Origin of the sequence: uncultured Methanobrevibacter sp., from assembly GCF_905235195.1 — an archaeon.
Taxonomy (GTDB): Archaea; Methanobacteriota; Methanobacteria; order Methanobacteriales; family Methanobacteriaceae; genus Methanarmilla.
Genome location: NZ_CAJOKH010000028.1, coordinates 1 through 18618, shown reverse-complemented (window position 1 = coordinate 18618; position 18618 = coordinate 1). Strand labels below are relative to the sequence as shown.

Sequence of the window (18618 nt, the reverse complement as noted above, 5' to 3'; positions counted from 1 at the left end):
AAAAATTATCTAAAAATAAAAAAAATGAGTAAAAAGGTTAAAAATAAAAAATAGAGTGTTTTCAATTACTTAAAAATAATTGGATATTATAATAGTAAACTACTTACAAGTATTATAGCTCCAACAATCCAACAGTAGAAAGCAAAAATATCCAAACTTCTCTCCTGAATAAGTTTGAGTAATATTTTAATTGCAAATAAACCTGAAATTACTGCAGCTAAAAATCCTAAGATACATGGCCAGAAATTGTTCGCTAAACCTACACCAATTCCATCCATCTTTACAATAGCTGCACCAAGAATTGCAGGAACAGATAATATAAAACTAAATTTAGCAGCAAATTCTTTATTTAAACCAGCTAAATAACCAAATGCAATTGTAGTTCCAGATCTTGAAAGACCAGGTAAAATTGCACATGCCTGACCTAGACCCATAAATAATGCTTCTTTTATAGTAAGGTTATTAAGATTAACATCCCCTGTATTGTACCTTTGAGAAAAATAGAGTAAACATCCAGTGATAAGTAAAAATGCTGCAGGTATAGTAACACCAGCAAATAATGATTCAACAAGATTATTTAAAAAAATTCCCACAAGACCAACTGGGATTGTTGCAATAATCGTAAACCAAGCTAATTTTTTATAAGGATCTTTTTTAAGTTCCCTTTTAAAATTACCTTTAAATATATCTAGAATACTTAAAATAAAAGCATATATCATATTGATAATATCAGTAAAGAAGTATCCTATAACTGCCACTAATGTTCCCAAATGTAATAAAACATCAAAGGCTAAATTATGCTCTGCTATACCTAAAAATGCTTGAGAAAATACTAAATGAGCAGAACTACTAACTGGTAAAAATTCAGTTAATCCTTGAATTATACCAATTATAATTGCAATAAAAATATCCATAAAAAAAACTCCTAGAAATTAAAATAAAAAATTATATTATTATTAAAAAAAAGATTTAGATAAAATAAAATATATTTAATATAAGTTAAAAGATAAAATTATATTAAAATCAATTTTAAAATAAAATATTTAATCAACAATTGAAAACCAACCATATTTATCTTCAATTTCTCCATTAATGATTTTAAAGAAGGTTGATTGAATTTTTTCTGTAACAGGGCCACGTTTACCTTCACCAATAATACGATGATCCATAGAACGGATTGGTGTAACCTCAGCAGCAGTTCCTGTAAAGAATATTTCATCAGCAATATATAATAAATCTCTAGGTAATGGTTGAACAACAATTTTAACCTAAATCTTCTGCAATTTTCATTACAGAATCTCTTGTAATACCTTCAAGTAATGAACTTGATAATGATGGAGTGTAAATAATACCGTCTTTAATTAAAAATACATTTTCTCCAGAACCTTCTGCAACGAAACCATTTACATCTAAAAGTAAAGCTTCATCATATCCATTATCTTGAGCTTCCATATTTGCAAGTTGGGATAGCATATAATTTGCTCCTGCTTTTGCAATATTTGGAAAAGTACTAACAGCAGGTTTTCTCCAAGATGAAACACCAATATTTACACCATTAGCTAAACCTTCTTCACCTAAATATGCACCCCATTCCCATGCACCAATTGCAAGAGATACAGGACAGTTAAATGGTGAAACACCTAATTCTTTATATCCTCTAAAGGCTATAGGACGAATATAACAGCCAGTATAATTGTTAATTTTAATTACTTCTTTAATAGCTTCACAAACTTCTTCTTCAGTATATGGAATAGACATTTTATAAATTTTTGCAGAATTAAACAATCTTTTAATATGTTCTTCTAATCTGAAAACTGCAGGTTTACCGTCAAGATCATAAGATCGAATACCTTCAAATACACAAGTTCCATAGTGAACAACATGAGACATTACATGAATTTGTGCATCTTTCCAATCTACAATTTTTCCATCCATCCATATTTTTCCAGATTCTTCATCAAAATCCATTTTATCAATTCCTAAAATAAATTGTGTTTTATTATAATTTTAGATAATATATTATATTTAATATTTTTAAAAAAAATTATTTTAATATAATTTAAAAATTTTAAACCCTTAATTTAATAAAATCTATAAGCTATATTATAATATTAAATTAATAAGTCCGTGTAAATTTTTCCACAAATATTTTTAATAATCATTATATTTAAAATATTTTAAAAAATTAAAATAAAAAAAGCAAAACTTTATATAGGTCAAAATAGAAAATAATATATGTTGGTTCCGTGGTCTAGGGGTATGATATCTCGCTTACAACGAGAGGATCACGAGTTCGAATCTCGTCGGAACCACTTCTTTACTATTTTTAAAATTTTATAATTAATTTTTCATAAAATTAAGAACTTTATCTAAATTTTACTCATTTTTAAGCTTTATAATAATAAATCAAGAGAAGATAATTCTTAAAAAATGGAAAATTAGAATTAGAATTAATAATTATTATTATTTCAATTAAAATTATAAAAATTAAATAAAAAAGAACTAATAAAATATTAAAAAAAGATAAAAATGGTTTTCTTATAAGAATAAGATTAATCCTATAAGAACAACTAATGAAATAAAGAAGACAATAGTTCCTTTTATTAAAACAGTTGCACCATCTTTTTCAAAGAAGTATACTAATCCATAAGACAAGATTAAAGATACAAGCATTTCTAATAAACCAATTATACCGCTTTTTACCCTTCCTAAAACACCAAGAACATATGCAATTAGATATGATATCATTACAACGAGTAAAATTAAAACTATTGGATTAGAAAGAATTTTACCATAATTAAATGAAGGTTTTGGAGTTTCATATCTTGGTGAAGAGAGATTATTATAGTTTGCTAAATTAGGATTTCCAAGTTGCCTTTGAGGCATAGGAGGTCTTCTTTGAATATCTTTTTTATTATTAGATTTAAACCTTTTTAAAAATGAAAATCTTGAAGGTTTAGGTTCTTGATGTTCAATCATTGAACTTCTATGTAAATCAGCCCTTGCATTATTAACATAAGGACTATAATACATATCTTGTTGATTATAAGAAGACAAAGCTAAATTTTCATAATATGCATCATCATATAAATCTATGTAACCATCATATTCAGGATAAGATGAAAATGATGATAAATATTCATTTTCATAGTAACTATCTTCATAATAGTTGCTATAATACTCATCATCATCTTCATTTTGATTATCTTTTAATTTTTTATTTTGGGCATATTTTTTAGCTAAAACTATTAATTTATCCCTATCAACTAATTTAATATTTTTACGGGATGCATAATTTACAGCTTGTGGAGAAAATGTAGAAGTAGTAACTACTGTAATTTTAGATGCTTGAAGGCTTCTTTGAGCCATTTCCATTTCCTTAAGAATATCAATACCAACTTCCCATTGTTTATCATAATTCTTACATGCAACAACTACGCCAAAATCACCCATTTGACTTGGAAGAATAGCATAAATATCAACTACTGTTTTTGAAGTTTTAAAATCCTTATAAACTTTAAAACCTGAATCCTCCATTACTTTAGCTATAAAATTTACTAATTGCGGCTTCTCCACACTCTCACCAATAAAATCCTAAATAATATTAAAAAATAAAATAAATAAATTCAAAAAAAATTACATAATAATTTAATAAATATAATAAATAATTTGTAAATCATAATATAAATGTTTTGATATAAAAAATTTTACTTAAATTACTTTTTATAAAAAAAAAATTTTAAAATACTAAAACTTATTAAAAATAAAATATAACATTTAAAAAAGAATAATTAGCTTTTTTTTAATATAAAAACTAATAAAAAATAATATAAAATAAAAAAACCCAGTTTAGTTAATAATTTTTATTATTTTAAAAATAAATAAAATAAAAAACTTTAAAATTAAGATTAAATTAAACATTGTATATGAAAAATATATTATTATGTAATGATGATGGTGTTACATCAAGTGGTATTTTAGCTGCAAATGAGGCTGTAAAAGACTTAGGAAAAACAACAATTGTTGGACCTTCAAAGCAACAAAGTGGAATTGGACATTCCTTAACTCTTTTTGAACCCCTTAGAATTGATAAAGTAAAATTAAGAAATAATGATATAGGATATGCTATATCTGGAACACCAACTGATTCTATAATACTTGGAATAAATGAAATTTTAAATGAAAAACCAGATCTTGTAATATCCGGAATAAATATTGGATATAATTTAGGAAAATCAGAACTTACAACATCAGGTACATTAGGTGCAGCAATGGAAGCAGCATCATATGGAATACCAACCATTGCAGTTTCCCAATCAGTAAATGACCACTCTATTAAATTTGAAAATGGAAAAATAGATTTGGATTTTAAATTTGCAATGAAAATAATTAATAAAATTGCAAAAAATGTTTTAAAAAATGGTCTTCCTAAAGGAGCTGATTTATTAAATCTTAATATTCCAGAAAACCCTACATCAGATGAGATAAAAATAGCTAAACTTACACATAGAATGTTTATACCTACTGTTGAATCAAGATTAGATCCTCGAGGCAAACCCTATTATTGGATTGATGGAATAGTAACTGAAGATGATGAAAAGGGAACAGACGGTTATTATATTAAAAAAGAACAAGTTTGCACTTTAACTCCACTTAATCTTGATTTTGTAGGAAATTTAAAATCAACTGAAGAATGGTTAAATAATATGTAAAATTTAAGCTAACAAGTTTAATAAAAAAGTCAATAGTTAATATCTATTTATTTAAGGAAATAATATAATAGATAATTATAATTGGCTAATAAATGACTATAATAAAATAATAATAAAATAACTTAAGTTAAAAATAGTAAAAGAACTTATAATAAAAAATAAGCAATAAAAATAGCTAAATAAAGTTTATTTTAAAAAAAATATAGAATAAATAAAAAAAATTATTTTAAATTTAAATCTTTTAAGATAATATCTCTTTCTTCTCTTAATTTTTTCAATTTCTTCTCATCAGGAGAATCTTGTTTTTCCAATATTGCAATAGTTTGAGAAATAGCTTCTAAATTACTTTCAGCCAAATTAATTGCCATAATAACCGCCTCAAATTTAATATAAATAATTAAAGATATTTCTAATCTTTATAATATATATAATTAACCAAATATAGTTTTAAAAAATAAAAAAATATATAATAAAAGAATTAAATAAAAAATAAGTAATAAATTAAACTTATGGCAAACAATAATTTCCAAGTAAATAAAGATTTCATACAATTTAAAGGTAAAAATGTCCTTATCGGATTAAAAAATACTGAAGAATATTCCGGTAAAGTAATTTCAATTGATAACTTTTTAAATACTGTTTTAGAAGTTGAAGATGGTATAAAAGTTATTAAAGGTGGAAAAATAGCATTTATTTCCATTCAATGAATTAACTAAAAATAAAATATTAATTATTATCTAATAATTAAAAAATAAACTATTTTAAAAAGATAAAAAATCTATTTAAAAAAAACAATGAAATATTTAATAAAATTATTTTATTAAATAATTTCACAATATTTCTAAAATTTATATTGAAATTAAATATTTAACTAATTTTAACATTTCAAAGAAAAATTATCTATTGAGATAATTTTAATATTTAACAAATTTTAAGATTTATCACAGAAAAATTATTCAAGTGAGTAATTTTAATAGTCTACTTCTATTCCTAAAATATCCTTCTTACCATTATAGATATCATATGCTATTTGAACTGCTCCAATGGCTCCAGAATCAGCAGATATTATTTTAAATGGATAATTATTTTTTAAATATTTGTTCAATTTTTCTTCAAAGTCAAAAGGTTCTTTCATAAATCCAAGAGATCCTGTTAAAACAATACCTTCAATATCATTATTACAAATTCCAATAAGGCCAAATATTTCCATTGCAATTGTCATTATCATTGTATCAACTGCAAGTATTGCATTATCATCATTATTTCTATATCCTTCAAGGAGTTCATCCTTCATAAATGCAACTTTAGTATCTATATCTGCTATTTTAACTGCACCTGCATGTGAAAATGCATCATTAGCAGTAATTCTTCCCTCATCAATGTCTCTAATCATTTCTAAATCTATTGGGCCATGTACAAATCCCATAGCACCTAAACATGCATCAATTGCTCCTCTTATTTTTCCATCCTCTATTAAAATATTTACACTGTTTGAGCTTAAATCTGCAACGATTAGATTATTCCATCCTGTTTCTTTTACTGCATTATATGCTATTGATACCTTTTCTGGACTTGCTTGATGAGAATATGCTGCATTAAATAATTTATCAAGAGAAGGAGAATCTTTATGTAGACCCGGAATTATTAGAGAAGGAATATTAGAGTTTTCAATCTCTGAATAGACACTTGTTCCACCACCTGTTACCTTACCTGCACCTTCTATTGATAATATACCTCTATTTTCAACCTTATCTAAAGGCAATATTTTATTTATACCATCACCCATAGCATAAGTTACTATCATAAGTTTTATATCATCTATATTACAACGTTTAGATATTTCCTCTATTGCACTTACCCTACCAGACTTAGTATCTTCACGTGATAATTTAAAAACATCTAACAGATTACCCTCATCATCTGATATTGCAAAACTAATACCCGTAGTTCCATGATCTGTTCCTATAAATACCATAATTTCACTCAAATAAAAATTAGAATTTTATAATTAAATAAACAATTAAAAAATCTAATAATAAATAATTATTATTAAATATAATTTAAAAATATATAAAATTAATTAGTTAATTTTATTTTAAAAATTTCAATAAATAAGTAGTTAAAAAAATAACATTGACTTAATTTTAAAATAATAGTCTAAGGTAAAATAGAAAAAAATCTTAAATAATACTCTAAGATAAAAAAAATAGAAAAATAGAAAGAAAAATCTTAAATAATACTCTAAGATAAAAAAAATAGAAAAATAGAAAGAAAAATCTTAAATAATACTCTAAGATAAAAAAAATAGAAAAATAGAAAGTAAAATAGATAAAAAGACTATAAATGATAAAAAAAATTATTTTAAAAAATCCCTATATTAGTAGGTTAAAATTATATTAAAATTAGCAATAATGTTATAAATTTAAAAAAAAAGTTAAAAGATGAAAATTTAATCATCTTTTTGTAATCCACAAGCTTTTCTAAGTCTAGTACCGACTACTTCAATTTCTTCTGAATTTTCAGCAGCTCTCATTTCTTTTAAATTGGAGAAATCAGTAGCATATTCATCTGCAAATTCTTTTTTAAAGGTACCATCTTGGATTTGTTTTAAAACTTCTTTCATAGCTTTTTTAGATTCTTCGCCAATGACAGAAGATCTTCTTGTTAATCCACCATATTCAGCTGTGTTACTTACATCATTCCACATGGAAGCAAAACCTTTTTCATAAATTAAATCTACAATAAGTTTAACTTCATGACATGTTTCAAAGTAAGCAATTTCAGGTTGGTATCCAGCTTCTACTAAAGTTTCAAATCCAGATTTAATAAGTTCTGTTAGTCCTCCACAAAGAACAGCTTGTTCACCGAATAAATCAGTTTCAGTTTCTTCTTTAAATGTAGTTTCAATAACACCAGCTTTAGTAAAACCAGCAGCTTTTGCCATACCTAAAGCTAATTGTAAAGCATCACCAGAAGGATCTTGCTCAACTGCAACAAGACCTGGAATTCCAAATCCATCTAAGTAAGTTCTTCTAACCATGGAACCTGGTCCTTTAGGTGCAAACATAACAATGTTTACATCTTCTGGAGGTACAATTAAACCAAAGTGAATATTATAACCATGAGAGAAAGAAATAGTGTTTCCACTTTCTAAATAAGGTTTAATTTGTTTTTCATAAACATTAGCTTGTATTTCATCAGGGAGTAATATGTGAATGATGTCTGCTTGTTTAGCAGCTTCTTCAATAGACATTACATCCATACCATCATCTTTAGCAAGTTGGAAAGATTTTCCACCTTTTCTAAGACCTACAATAACGTTTAAACCACTGTCAGCCATATTTCTAGATTGAGCACGTCCTTGGCTTCCATATCCCATTACAGCAATAGTTTTATCAGCAATGACATCAGTATTAACATCATCATCATAATACATTTTCATTTTAAAGCACTCCTTTGAATTTATTAATAAAAACAATTTTTTATCTTTAAAAATATTATGTAAATATACTCATATTACAATAATATTAATTTATAATATAAAGTTTATTATTTATATATTTATTTAATAATAAAAATAAATGAAAATAATCTAATATTTTCTTAAAATTATTGATAAAATTAGTTAAATATTAATATAACACGAATTTATATGGAAATTAAAAAAATATTAGATAAAATAAATAATAAATAATAAAATATTAAATAATCTTAAAATATAAAAAAAGTAAAAATTATAAAATTAAAGTACTAAACCACGTGAAACTGCAGTTGGTCCAGTACGTGCAATCTTTTTAATTCCATAATTTTTAAGTAATTTTATTAAAGCATTTATTTTATTTGGATGGCCTATAACTTCAAGAGTAATAGCATGATCACAAACATCAACAATATTACATCTAAATACTTCAGTATATTGCATGACCTCAGTTCTAGCTTTTGCATCATTAGTTTTAACTTTAATTAGACAAAGTTCCCTTTTAACAGAAGAGTTAGGATCTAATTCTATAACTTTAATAACATCCACTAATTTATTTAATTGTTTTTTAACTTGTTCTAAACCTTTTAAATCAGCATAAACAACTATAACCATTCTTGCTAAATTTTCAACTTCGGAGGAACCTACTGTGATACTTTCAATATTAAATCCTCGTCTTGTAAAAAGTCCAGTTACTTTTTGTAAAACACCAGGTTTATTTTCTACTAAAATACTAATTGTATGATTTTTAAACATTTTTTACACCTCCGACTATTTAGCAGCATCCTCATTTGTAAGACTTTCATCTTCAAAATCATAGTCTCCTAAAACTTCTTCAACTGCAGATCCAGGAGGAACCATTGGTAAGAACTCATCTTTTTGAATGTCAATGTTTAAAAGGATAGCTTCATTATCTTTAATAGCTTTTTTAATTACTTCTTTAGTTTCGCCAGGTTTAGTAATGTTTACACCATTAATTCCATAACTTTCTGCTAATTTAACAAAGTCAGGAACAGTACCTAAATCAGTTTGTGATAAACGTTTATTGTATAAAAGATTTTGCCATTGATAAACCATACCTAATTTACGATTATCAAGAATTGTAATAATAAGAGGTAAATCATAGGTTTGAACAGTTGCAAGTTCTTGTGAAACCATTAAAAATCCACCATCCCCACAAATGGCAATTACTGGATCGTCTTCACATGCAACTTTTGCACCGATAGCTGCAGGGAAACCATAACCCATGGTTCCAAGTCCACCAGAAGATATAAATTTACGTGGTTTGTTAACATTTAAATAATGAGCTGCAAACATTTGGTGAAGACCAACATCAGTTACAACAATTGTATCATCAGTTAAACTATCTGAAATTTCCTTAATTACAGTTTGTGGCATTAAAGGATTAGTATCATAATCAGTTTTAAGATTAAATTTAAGTTTTTTATTCTTTAATCCATCATACCATTTAACAGCATTAGGATTTGGTTGATATTTAGTTAACTGATTATTAAACATTTTAAGCACATTTAATGCATCTCCAACAATAGGAATGTCAACATCAATATTTTTACCAATTTCAGCAGGATCAACATCAATGTGGATAATTTTTCCATTAGGTATAAATTCTTCAATTTTACCTGTGGTTCTATCTGAAAATCTACATCCTATTGCAATTAATAAATCTGATTTGTTAATATTTTTATTTGCAACGATTCTTCCATGCATACCAAGCATTCCAAGTGCATATTCCTCGTCTTCAGGAACAGCTCCTTTACCCATTAAAGTAGTAACAACTGGAGCTTTAATAGTTTTAGCAAATTTTTCTAATTCTTTGTTAGCACCAGATATGATTATTCCTCCACCTGCTAAGATTATAGGATTTTTTGATTGTTTAATTAACTCGCAAGCTTTTTTAACTTGTTTAATATTTCCTCCTAATGTAGGATTATATCCAGGGTTTTCTATTAAGGTAGTTTCATATTTACTTAATTCTCCTTCTTGCATCTCTTTAGGAAAATCTATAACAACTGGACCTGGACGACCAGTTTTTGCAATATCAAAACTTGATTTAACAATGGAAGGAATAGAATCTAGACTATTGATTTGATAACTATGTTTAGTAATTGGCATTGAAATTCCTATAATATCTGCTTCTTGAAAAGCATCATTTCCAATAGCATCTAAATTAACTTGGCCTGTAATAGCTACAATTGGAGTAGAATCCATATTTGCATCAGCAATACCAGTAATCAAATTAGTAGCACCTGGACCTGAGGTTGCTAAACATACTCCTACCTTACCAGAAGCTCTAGCATAACCTTCTGCTGCATGAACTGCACATTGTTCATGGCGAACTAAAATGTGTCTTAAGTCATCATCATATAATGAATCATATAATGGAATTACTGTCCCACCAGGATATCCAAATATAGTGTCTACACCTTGCTCTTTTAGAGCCTTTAATATAGCTTCTCCACCATTCATTTAATCACCTTTTTCTTAATGTTAAGTGAATTCTACCATATTTATTAAATATCTTCATTTCACTCTTATAATTAATTATTATGGTAGATTATATTAATAATTTAAATATAACAATTAAATTTAATAGATACATAAAAGATTTTAAAATAATAAAATCTGGAATACAATATTATATATTAAAAGATTAATATAAACTTTAATAATTAAAAAATTTTTATTTGAAAATTAATAAAAAATGTTTTATATTTATAAATAAGGTGAAATTTATGAAAGTATTAGTTGTTGGTGCAGGAGCAAGGGAACATGCTATTTGTGATGCTTTAAAAGATGATGTTGACTTATATACCTATATAAGTAAAAAAAATCCAGGGATTAGTAAAATATCAACTTATCATATTGCAGATGAAAGTGAAGTAAATAAAGTAGCAGAGTATGCAAAAGAAAATAATATTGAAATCGCTGTTATTGGTCCTGAAGCACCCCTTGGTAAAGGAATAGTTGATAAACTTGAAGATGTAGGTGTTAAATGTGTTGGCCCATGTCAAAGTGCTGCTAGAATAGAAACTGATAAATCATTTATGAGAAACCTTTTTGAAAAATATGAAATTGATGGGTCTTTAACCTATAAAGTATTTGATAATACAAAAGACTTAAATGAATTTTTAGATTCATATGATAAGGATGTTGTAGTTAAACCTGTAGGTTTAACTGGTGGTAAAGGAGTTAAAATTGTAGGAGACCATTTAAAAGATAACCAAGAAGCTAAAGAATATGCATCTGAAGTAATTGATAATGCAATGGGAGGATTTGCCCAAGTAATTATTGAAGAGAGAGTTATTGGAGAAGAATATACAATTCAAGCTTTTTCTGATGGAAATCATTTAGCACCAATGCCTGCTGCACAAGACCATCCTCATGCATTTGAAGGAGACAAAGGAGCAATTACCGGAGGAATGGGTTCATATTCAGATGTTGAAGGACTTTTACCATTTTTATCTCAAGAAAACTATGATAAATCTGTTAAAATTATGGAAGACGTTATTACTGCAATTAGAAAAGAAGCAAAACCATATAAAGGAATTTTATATGGGCAATTTATGTTATCTGCAGATGGACCACGTTTAATTGAATTTAATGCAAGATTTGGAGATCCTGAAGCAATGAATGTACTACCACTTATAAGTACTCCAATGATTGAAGTCTGTAAAGGAATAGTTGATGGGAAACTACCTAAAGTAGAATTTAAAAATCTTGCAAGTGTATGTAAATATATTGTTCCAGAAGGATATCCTGAAACTAAGTTTGCTGGAGAAGTAATTGAAGTTGATGAAGAGGCTATTGAAAGATTAAATGCTAAATTATTCTATGCATCTGTATCTGAAGAAGATGGTAATATCAAACTATCATCATCAAGAGCAATGGGAATTGTAGCTCAAGGAAAAAGCATATCTGAAGCTGAAAAAATAGCTGAAAAGGCTTGCATGTATGTTAAAGGTAATGTTTACCATAGGAAAGATGTTGGAACAAAAGCACTTGTAGATAAAAGAGTAGAACATATGAAAGAAATCTTAAATAATTAGAAATTAATTATTTAAATTTTTTTATTTTAGAAATTACCATTTAAACTAATAGTTTCATTAAATATAATTTTACTAGAAATTTTTAGAAAAATATCCTTTTATTAAAATAAATAAATAACTAATTCTTTTTAATATGATAAAATATCATTTGTTTATAAAATATTTATATGTGAAAAACTACAAATATATATCTTTACTTTTATAGATTGTTTTGGAGAAATGAAATGAATAGTCTTTTATCAATATGTGATGTTAAAGATGATATTGAAAACATAATTAATTTAGCAAGTGATTTTAAATCTGGTAAAATCAAAGAAAAACCATTAAAAAATAAAAAACTTGCTATGATATTTGAAAAATCATCAACTCGTACAAGAGTATCTTTTGAAGTTGGAATGTATGAATTAGGAGGAAGTGCACTCTTTTTATCAACTAACGACTTACAAATTGGTAGAGGAGAACCAATTAAAGATACCGCTAAAGTATTAAGCCGATATGTTGATGGAATAATGATAAGGGCTAAAAAGCATTCAGACGTAGTTGAGCTTGCAGAACAATCTGATATTCCTGTAATTAATGGACTTACGGATTTAGAACATCCATGCCAAGCATTTGCAGATATGTTAACAATTAAAGAACATAAAGGTAATTTTAGTGGAAAATTGGCCTTTATAGGTGATGGAAATAATGTTTCAAATTCACTTTTACTTATTAGTGCATATTTAGGTATGGATTTTGCATTAGCTTGTCCTAAAGGATATGAAATAAATGAAGACATTTTTAAAAAAGGGCAAGAAATTGCAAGTAAAACCGGTAGTGAAATTATTGTTAGCGATGATTTAGAACTTGCCCTTAAAGATGCAAATATTGTGTATACTGATGTTTGGGTAAGTATGGGTGATGAAAAAGAATCAGAAAAAAGATATGCTGATTTTAAACCATATCAAGTAAATAAAGAGTCTATGAAACTTGCAAAAAAAGATGCAATATTTATGCATTGTTTACCAGCCATTAGAGGCCAGGAAGTTACAAGTGATGTAATTGATGGTGAACAATCTGTAATATATGATCAAGCAGAAAATAGACTTCATGCCCAAAAAGCTATAATGTATCACTATTTAAAATAGTGAGGATTAATCTATTTTTATAAAAAAAAATGAATTAGTAAATCTTCTTTTAATTTAGTAATTATAAGTTATAAGTTAAAATTATATTATAATAGGATTTATTAAAAAAAACTATTATAACTTATAAGTTATAATAAAAATTAGCTAAAAAAAATATTATAAGTTATAACTTATAATTAAAATATTAAAAAAATAATAAAAGAATATAATTTAAATTACATTCTTTGAGGTGCTGTAACACCTAAAATGTCAAGTGAATTTTTTAAAGTGATTTTAGTTTTTTCTACTAATATTAGTCGAGCATTTTCAAATTCAGAACCAACCACTTGATTTTCTTTATAGAATCTATTAAAATCACTAGCCAACTCCTGACAATAATTAGCAATAGGATGAATTCTTCTGATTTCTGCAGATTCCCCAATAAGTTTAGGAAATTTAGCAAGAGTCCTTACAAGATTTCTTTCCAATTCGTTAGGCTCCCAATTATCTTCAAAGGATAATTCTTCTAATTTGATTCCTTGGTCATCAGCTTTTTGTATTAATTTAGACGCTCTTGCATGTGCATATTGAATAGATGCACAACCTCTTTCAAAGTTTAATGCTTCTTCCCATTTGAATTTAATATGTTTTTCTGGAGATAATCTAGAAATATAGAATCTAATAGCACCAACACCAATGACCTCAGCAATATCTGCAACTTCCTCATCGGTTAAATCTTTACGTCTGGATTTAATCTCTTCAGTTGCTCTAGTGACTGCCTCATCAATAAGTTCATCAACAGAAATAAAATTACCAGTACGTGAAGACATAGATCCTTCTGGTAATGTAATAAACTCATAGAACAAGACACTAACATCTTCACTGTCTTCTTCAATTTTTTCTAAAATAGTAAGAGCAGCTTTAACCTGTTTATAAGCCAATTTATGGTCTGCACCTAAAATATCAAGAACAATATCTCCCTGGTCACATTTATACATATGATATGCTATATCCCTTGTAGAGTAAAGTGAAGTGCCATCTTTTCTTCTTAAGACTAAATCATTTTTAATTTGATAATCTCCTAGTTTTAATCTTAAAACATCTTCCATACGAGCGTAACCTATTTCAACCATTTCATCCACATATCTATCAACATCACCGTTACGTATAAAGTCTCCTTCCCAAACAAACTTATCATGATATACATTCATACGTTTAAGAGTCTGTTTAAAACCAATAAGACATTTATCAATAGTATCATGGAATAGTTGATTTAATTTTTCATTACCACCTAATTCATATTCTTTAATTAAATTAGTTACACCATCATCAATTGAAGGGTCTTTTTCTAATTCCTGATTAACTTTAAGGTAAATTCGACCTATATTATGGTCAATTTTTTCTTCCCCTTGATCTTCAATTTTTAAACCTAATTCTTTTATACCATAAACTACCATAGCTAGTTGTCTTCCCATATCATTAACATAATATTGGGTTTCAACTTCACGACCTGATGATTGAAGAAGTCTACCAATAGAATCTCCAATAATAGAATTTCTAATATGACCTATATGTAAAGGTCCATTAGGATTAGCTGAAGTATGTTCAAGAACAATCTTTTCATCAATTTTTGAAAGTTGACCATAGTCCTCATTAATAGAATTAAGTAAACCTTCTGAGAAGGTATTGTAATCTATAAAAAAGTTTACATAAGGACCTTTAGATTCAACTTTTAAGAAAACATTTGGAGTATCAATTACTTCTACAATATCTTCTGCAATCATTGCAGGAGATTTTTTTAATATTGGTGCTAATTGAAAAGTTACAGTTGAAGCCAAATCTCCCATATCATGATTTGGCGGAAATTCTAATAAAATTTTATCTTTAGATACTTCCGCACCAATTTTACAAGTTGCATCATATAATGCATTAATAGCTAGTTTTTCTATTTCATCGTACATTACTTCACCTGAAAATAATAATTTTAAAATTAGTTAAAAAATTAAATTTAAGCTGTAAAAAAATGATGGTCTAATAAATTTAAGTATAGATAAAAATAAAAGTATTACTTAATAATTAGTTAATATATAAATAAATTAACTAATTAAAAACCTCTTAACATAATGGTAATATAACCTATTTTAGGAATAATTAACGGCTGATCATTAAAAGTTAATACTCTTTCTTGAATTTGTTCGGCCTTTACATAATAAGGGTCTGATTTTTGATTATTGTCTCCTTTAATTTCATAATATGTTGTTCCATTAATTTCAGTAATATTAATGATTCTATGAACAACAGGACTATTATACCATACTGCATCATAGACAACAATATCTCCAACCTTAACATCATGTGGATCAAATTCATGAATACCTAAAAAATTAGTCTTCTCTACAACTACAATATCTCCTCTATAGAAAACAGGTTCCATACTTCCAGAGACAACAACATTTAAATGTTGAGAAGCAATTAAGAGAACAATAATTAATACAGCATATCCAATAATTTCTTTATAATTAGTCAAGAAAACACCCTTGAATTTAATAAATTATGACAATTTAAAAATTATAATATTATTTTAAATTATAATAAAATATATCCTTTATAATATATAAGATTTAAATCTTTTTGTAAAAAATTTATCTAAATTTCTTTTTTAAAAAAAAATGATTATAAAATTAGTTTAAAAATATAAAATAAGAAATTAATAAAAAAAATAAAAAAGAAAAAATAAGTATTAACTATAAAAAAATAATATAGTCAAAGATAAAAAAATAAAGTAAATATTAAAATAAATAGAAATAGTATATACTATCTCCAGATAGCACCTTTATCAGCTGATGAAACTGAACGTCTATAAACATTTAACCAACCTGAAACTGCCTTCTCAGGAAGTTTAACTTTACCTTTTCTAGATTCAAGTTCATCATCAGATAATAGAACATCTAATTTTTTATTTAAAATATCAATTTCAATTATATCTCCATTTTCTATAAGTCCAATTGGACCATCAGACATAGCTTCTGGAGAAACATGCCCAATACATGGACCTCTAGTACCACCAGAGAATCTACCATCAGTTATAAGACCTACATTTTTAATTCCCATACCCATAATAGCAGAAGTTGGGTTTAGCATTTCTCTCATACCAGGTCCACCTTTAGGACCTTCACATCTTATTACAAGTATATCTCCTTCTTCAATCTCGTGAGAGAAAATAGCTTCAACAGCATCTTCTTCACTATTATAAATCTTAGCAGGCCCTTTTAAATGTAATAAATCATCTGGAACAGCACCTCTTTTAACAATAGAGCCATTAGGAGCAAGATTACCTTTTAATATTGAAAGCCCGCCTTCTTTATGTATAGGATTATCTAATGGGCGGATCAAATCACTGTTTTCAATAACAGCCTCTTCTATAATATCTCCAATAGTTTTACCAGTACAAGATTTACAATTCTTATTTATTTTTGATTTCAAAGATTTTAAAACAGCAGGTATACCTCCAGCATTATGTAAATCTTTCATAGTACTTTCACCTGCAGGAGAAAGTAGAGTAATATGTGGAATATCATTACTTATCTGATCAAATAAATCAATACTAACATTTACACCTTTATCTTCAAGTTCTGCAGCAATAGCTGGAATATGAAGTGCAGTATTACTACTTCCACCAAGAGCCATATCCATTGCAATTGCATTTTCAAAAGCATCCTGAGTCATTAAATCAGATGGTTTAATATTTTCCTTAACCATTTCAACTATACGTTTACCAGACTCATATGCTAATTTTTCCTTATCTTCACTTAATGCAAGTGCAGTAGCACACATTGGAAGTGACATACCTAAGGTTTCTGTAATACATGCCATAGTATTTGCTGTAAATAATCCTGAACAACTTCCTGCACCAGGACAAGCAGAATGTTCTAATTCTTCTAAATCTTCTTCTGTAATTTTACCTGCAGACAATTGACCACATGCTTCATATACTGTGATTAAATCTGCATTTTTACCTTTAAAATGACCTGGTTCCATTGGTCCACCAGTGACAAAAATTGATGGAATATCTAATCTTCCAGCAGCCATAAGCATTCCTGGAACAACTTTATCACAAGAGGGCATTAAAACTAAACCATCAAAACTATGACCTTTAGACATACTTTCAACAGTACTTACAACAATTTCCCTTGAAGGAAGAGAATATTTCATACCTTCATGGTTCATTGCAATACCATCACAAACAGCCATAGTATCAAATTCAAATGGAATACCTCCACCATCACGGATACCTTTTTTAACAAATTCAACTAATCCTCTAAGGTGAATATGACCTGGAACTATTTCAACATAACTATTAGCTATACCAATAAATGGTTTATCAAAATCTTCATCATTAAGTCCACAAGCTCTTAAAAGAGACCTATGAGGTGCTCTTTGAGGGCCTTTTTTAATATTATCACTATTCATAAAATCACTTATAAAAATAATAATTATTAAATTAAATATTTTTTATATTCATAATTTATTTTATAAAAAACTGATTAATATAAATTTAGTTTAAATTAAAATAAGAAATTATAAATTAATATTAAGTGAAAATGATAAAAATTATATAAATCATAGATTTAAAGAGAAGTTTAGGAGTACTGTAATCAAAAATATAATAAAAACTATGTAAAAGAGAATAAAAACTATTTGATAATTATTATCTAATGATAAATTTAATTTATTTAAGTTATTATGGTAACTTAATAAACTACATAATACTAACTTGAAAGTCTACTTGCAAAAACTAATCTCAAACAACTAAATAAAGTATATGAAGACTAAATTAAATTATAAATTATAATATTATAATTACAATTTAAATTGATAAAAAAAATATTTTATAGATTTCAAGATGAAATAAATATAATTCTACTTTTAATATTTAATTAAAATAAAATGTAAACTGTAAATAAAACAATTATCCCTAAAAATTTTATTATTTTCAATAAAATAAGTTATAACTTATAAGTTAAAATTATAAGTTATAATTTATAATATATAAGAAAGAAGTAATAATAAAATAAGTTAGAGTCTATAAGAAATAAGTTAATAATAAAATATTTGATTAAAAATTTTATTTTAAAAAAATGAATTTTCTAATAGAAGTATTTGTCAATTTGTTAGTTGGTAATTTTGTTTTTGTGATTTTTTAGGTTAAAATTTTTGATTTTTTGTTTTTTGCGAAAAATTTTCATAAAATATAT

At 26.4% G+C, this 18618-nt stretch carries 14 protein-coding genes, 1 tRNA gene and 1 pseudogene; 5 read left to right on the top strand and 11 right to left on the bottom strand.

The window, feature by feature from the left end; all coding sequences use genetic code 11:
• Positions 1–86: 86 nt before the first annotated feature.
• On the bottom strand, positions 87–914 hold the full coding sequence (locus QZ146_RS04440) for an undecaprenyl-diphosphate phosphatase (protein ID WP_295722450.1): 828 nt from the start codon (positions 912–914) through the stop codon (positions 87–89).
• Between the two features lie 129 nt (positions 915–1043).
• Positions 1044–1968: pseudogene (locus tag QZ146_RS04435) on the bottom strand (branched-chain amino acid transaminase).
• Positions 1969–2240: 272 nt separating this feature from the next.
• On the opposite strand from QZ146_RS04435, the gene QZ146_RS04430 reads away from it, so the two are divergent.
• Positions 2241–2312, top strand: a tRNA-Val gene (locus QZ146_RS04430).
• A 226-nt stretch (positions 2313–2538) separates the two neighbouring features.
• Here the strand turns inward: QZ146_RS04430 and QZ146_RS04425 are convergent.
• Positions 2539–3576, bottom strand: a complete 1038-nt coding sequence (locus QZ146_RS04425) for a restriction endonuclease (protein WP_295722449.1) — start codon at positions 3574–3576, stop codon at positions 2539–2541.
• A 350-nt stretch (positions 3577–3926) separates the two neighbouring features.
• Between QZ146_RS04425 and surE the strand changes: the two genes are divergently transcribed.
• Positions 3927–4712 (top strand): 5'/3'-nucleotidase SurE, encoded by a 786-nt coding sequence (gene surE / locus QZ146_RS04420; protein ID WP_295722448.1) that lies wholly within the window; start codon positions 3927–3929, stop codon positions 4710–4712.
• 221 nt (positions 4713–4933) lie between these two features.
• Here the strand turns inward: surE and QZ146_RS04415 are convergent, their stop codons facing one another.
• Entirely contained in the window at positions 4934–5080 is a 147-nt protein-coding gene (locus QZ146_RS04415; RefSeq protein ID WP_295722447.1) for a hypothetical protein, read from the bottom strand.
• Positions 5081–5221: 141 nt separating this feature from the next.
• Here QZ146_RS04415 and QZ146_RS04410 point away from each other — a divergent pair, with 141 nt between their 5' ends.
• Complete coding sequence (locus tag QZ146_RS04410; RefSeq protein WP_295722446.1) at positions 5222–5419, top strand: LSM domain-containing protein; 198 nt, start codon at positions 5222–5224, stop codon at positions 5417–5419.
• A gap of 263 nt (positions 5420–5682) precedes the next feature.
• Here QZ146_RS04410 and QZ146_RS04405 read toward each other — a convergent pair whose 3' ends face one another.
• The 4 genes from QZ146_RS04405 to QZ146_RS04390 all read right to left on the bottom strand — a co-directional run bounded on the left by QZ146_RS04405 (position 5683) and on the right by QZ146_RS04390 (position 10677).
• On the bottom strand, positions 5683–6687 hold the full coding sequence (locus QZ146_RS04405; protein WP_295722445.1) for a methanogenesis marker 12 protein: 1005 nt from the start codon (positions 6685–6687) through the stop codon (positions 5683–5685).
• 474 nt (positions 6688–7161) lie between these two features.
• On the bottom strand, positions 7162–8154 hold the full coding sequence (gene ilvC / locus QZ146_RS04400; RefSeq protein WP_295722444.1) for a ketol-acid reductoisomerase: 993 nt from the start codon (positions 8152–8154) through the stop codon (positions 7162–7164).
• Between the two features lie 300 nt (positions 8155–8454).
• On the bottom strand, positions 8455–8946 hold the full coding sequence (gene ilvN / locus QZ146_RS04395) for an acetolactate synthase small subunit (RefSeq protein WP_295722443.1): 492 nt from the start codon (positions 8944–8946) through the stop codon (positions 8455–8457).
• A gap of 15 nt (positions 8947–8961) precedes the next feature.
• Positions 8962–10677 carry an acetolactate synthase large subunit gene (locus QZ146_RS04390; protein ID WP_295722442.1) on the bottom strand — a complete coding sequence of 572 codons (1716 nt, stop codon included), beginning with the start codon at positions 10675–10677 and terminating at the stop codon, positions 8962–8964.
• Between the two features lie 266 nt (positions 10678–10943).
• Between QZ146_RS04390 and purD the strand changes: the two genes are divergently transcribed.
• A complete protein-coding gene (gene purD / locus QZ146_RS04385; RefSeq protein ID WP_295722441.1) occupies positions 10944–12257 on the top strand; it encodes a phosphoribosylamine--glycine ligase in 1314 nt (437 codons plus the stop codon).
• Between the two features lie 224 nt (positions 12258–12481).
• Positions 12482–13384 (top strand): ornithine carbamoyltransferase, encoded by a 903-nt coding sequence (gene argF / locus QZ146_RS04380; protein WP_295722440.1) that lies wholly within the window; start codon positions 12482–12484, stop codon positions 13382–13384.
• A gap of 215 nt (positions 13385–13599) precedes the next feature.
• Here argF and argS read toward each other — a convergent pair whose 3' ends face one another.
• The 3 genes from argS to ilvD all read right to left on the bottom strand — a co-directional run bounded on the left by argS (position 13600) and on the right by ilvD (position 17833).
• On the bottom strand, positions 13600–15324 hold the full coding sequence (gene argS / locus QZ146_RS04375) for an arginine--tRNA ligase (RefSeq protein WP_295722439.1): 1725 nt from the start codon (positions 15322–15324) through the stop codon (positions 13600–13602).
• Positions 15325–15467: 143 nt separating this feature from the next.
• Positions 15468–15890, bottom strand: a complete 423-nt coding sequence (locus tag QZ146_RS04370; RefSeq protein ID WP_295722438.1) for a signal peptidase I — start codon at positions 15888–15890, stop codon at positions 15468–15470.
• A 287-nt stretch (positions 15891–16177) separates the two neighbouring features.
• Positions 16178–17833: a dihydroxy-acid dehydratase gene (gene ilvD / locus QZ146_RS04365; RefSeq protein WP_295722437.1), complete on the bottom strand. Its 1656-nt coding sequence runs from the start codon at positions 17831–17833 to the stop codon at positions 16178–16180.
• Between the last annotated feature and the right edge of the window lie 785 nt (positions 17834–18618).

Bases quoted from the DNA above. Each gene is read 5' to 3' on its own strand.
- ilvC (WP_295722444.1), bottom strand. From the start codon at position 8,154: ATGAAAATGTATTATGATGATGATGTTAATACTGATGTCATTGCTGAT.
- ilvD (WP_295722437.1), bottom strand. From the start codon at position 17,833: ATGAATAGTGATAATATTAAAAAAGGCCCTCAAAGAGCACCTCATAGG.
- QZ146_RS04410 (WP_295722446.1), top strand. From the start codon at position 5,222: ATGGCAAACAATAATTTCCAAGTAAATAAAGATTTCATACAATTTAAA.
- QZ146_RS04440 (WP_295722450.1), bottom strand. From the start codon at position 914: ATGGATATTTTTATTGCAATTATAATTGGTATAATTCAAGGATTAACT.
- surE (WP_295722448.1), top strand. From the start codon at position 3,927: ATGAAAAATATATTATTATGTAATGATGATGGTGTTACATCAAGTGGT.
- QZ146_RS04415 (WP_295722447.1), bottom strand. From the start codon at position 5,080: ATGGCAATTAATTTGGCTGAAAGTAATTTAGAAGCTATTTCTCAAACT.
- QZ146_RS04390 (WP_295722442.1), bottom strand. From the start codon at position 10,677: ATGAATGGTGGAGAAGCTATATTAAAGGCTCTAAAAGAGCAAGGTGTA.
- purD (WP_295722441.1), top strand. From the start codon at position 10,944: ATGAAAGTATTAGTTGTTGGTGCAGGAGCAAGGGAACATGCTATTTGT.
- ilvN (WP_295722443.1), bottom strand. From the start codon at position 8,946: ATGTTTAAAAATCATACAATTAGTATTTTAGTAGAAAATAAACCTGGT.
- argF (WP_295722440.1), top strand. From the start codon at position 12,482: ATGAATAGTCTTTTATCAATATGTGATGTTAAAGATGATATTGAAAAC.
- argS (WP_295722439.1), bottom strand. From the start codon at position 15,324: ATGTACGATGAAATAGAAAAACTAGCTATTAATGCATTATATGATGCA.
- QZ146_RS04405 (WP_295722445.1), bottom strand. From the start codon at position 6,687: ATGGTATTTATAGGAACAGATCATGGAACTACGGGTATTAGTTTTGCA.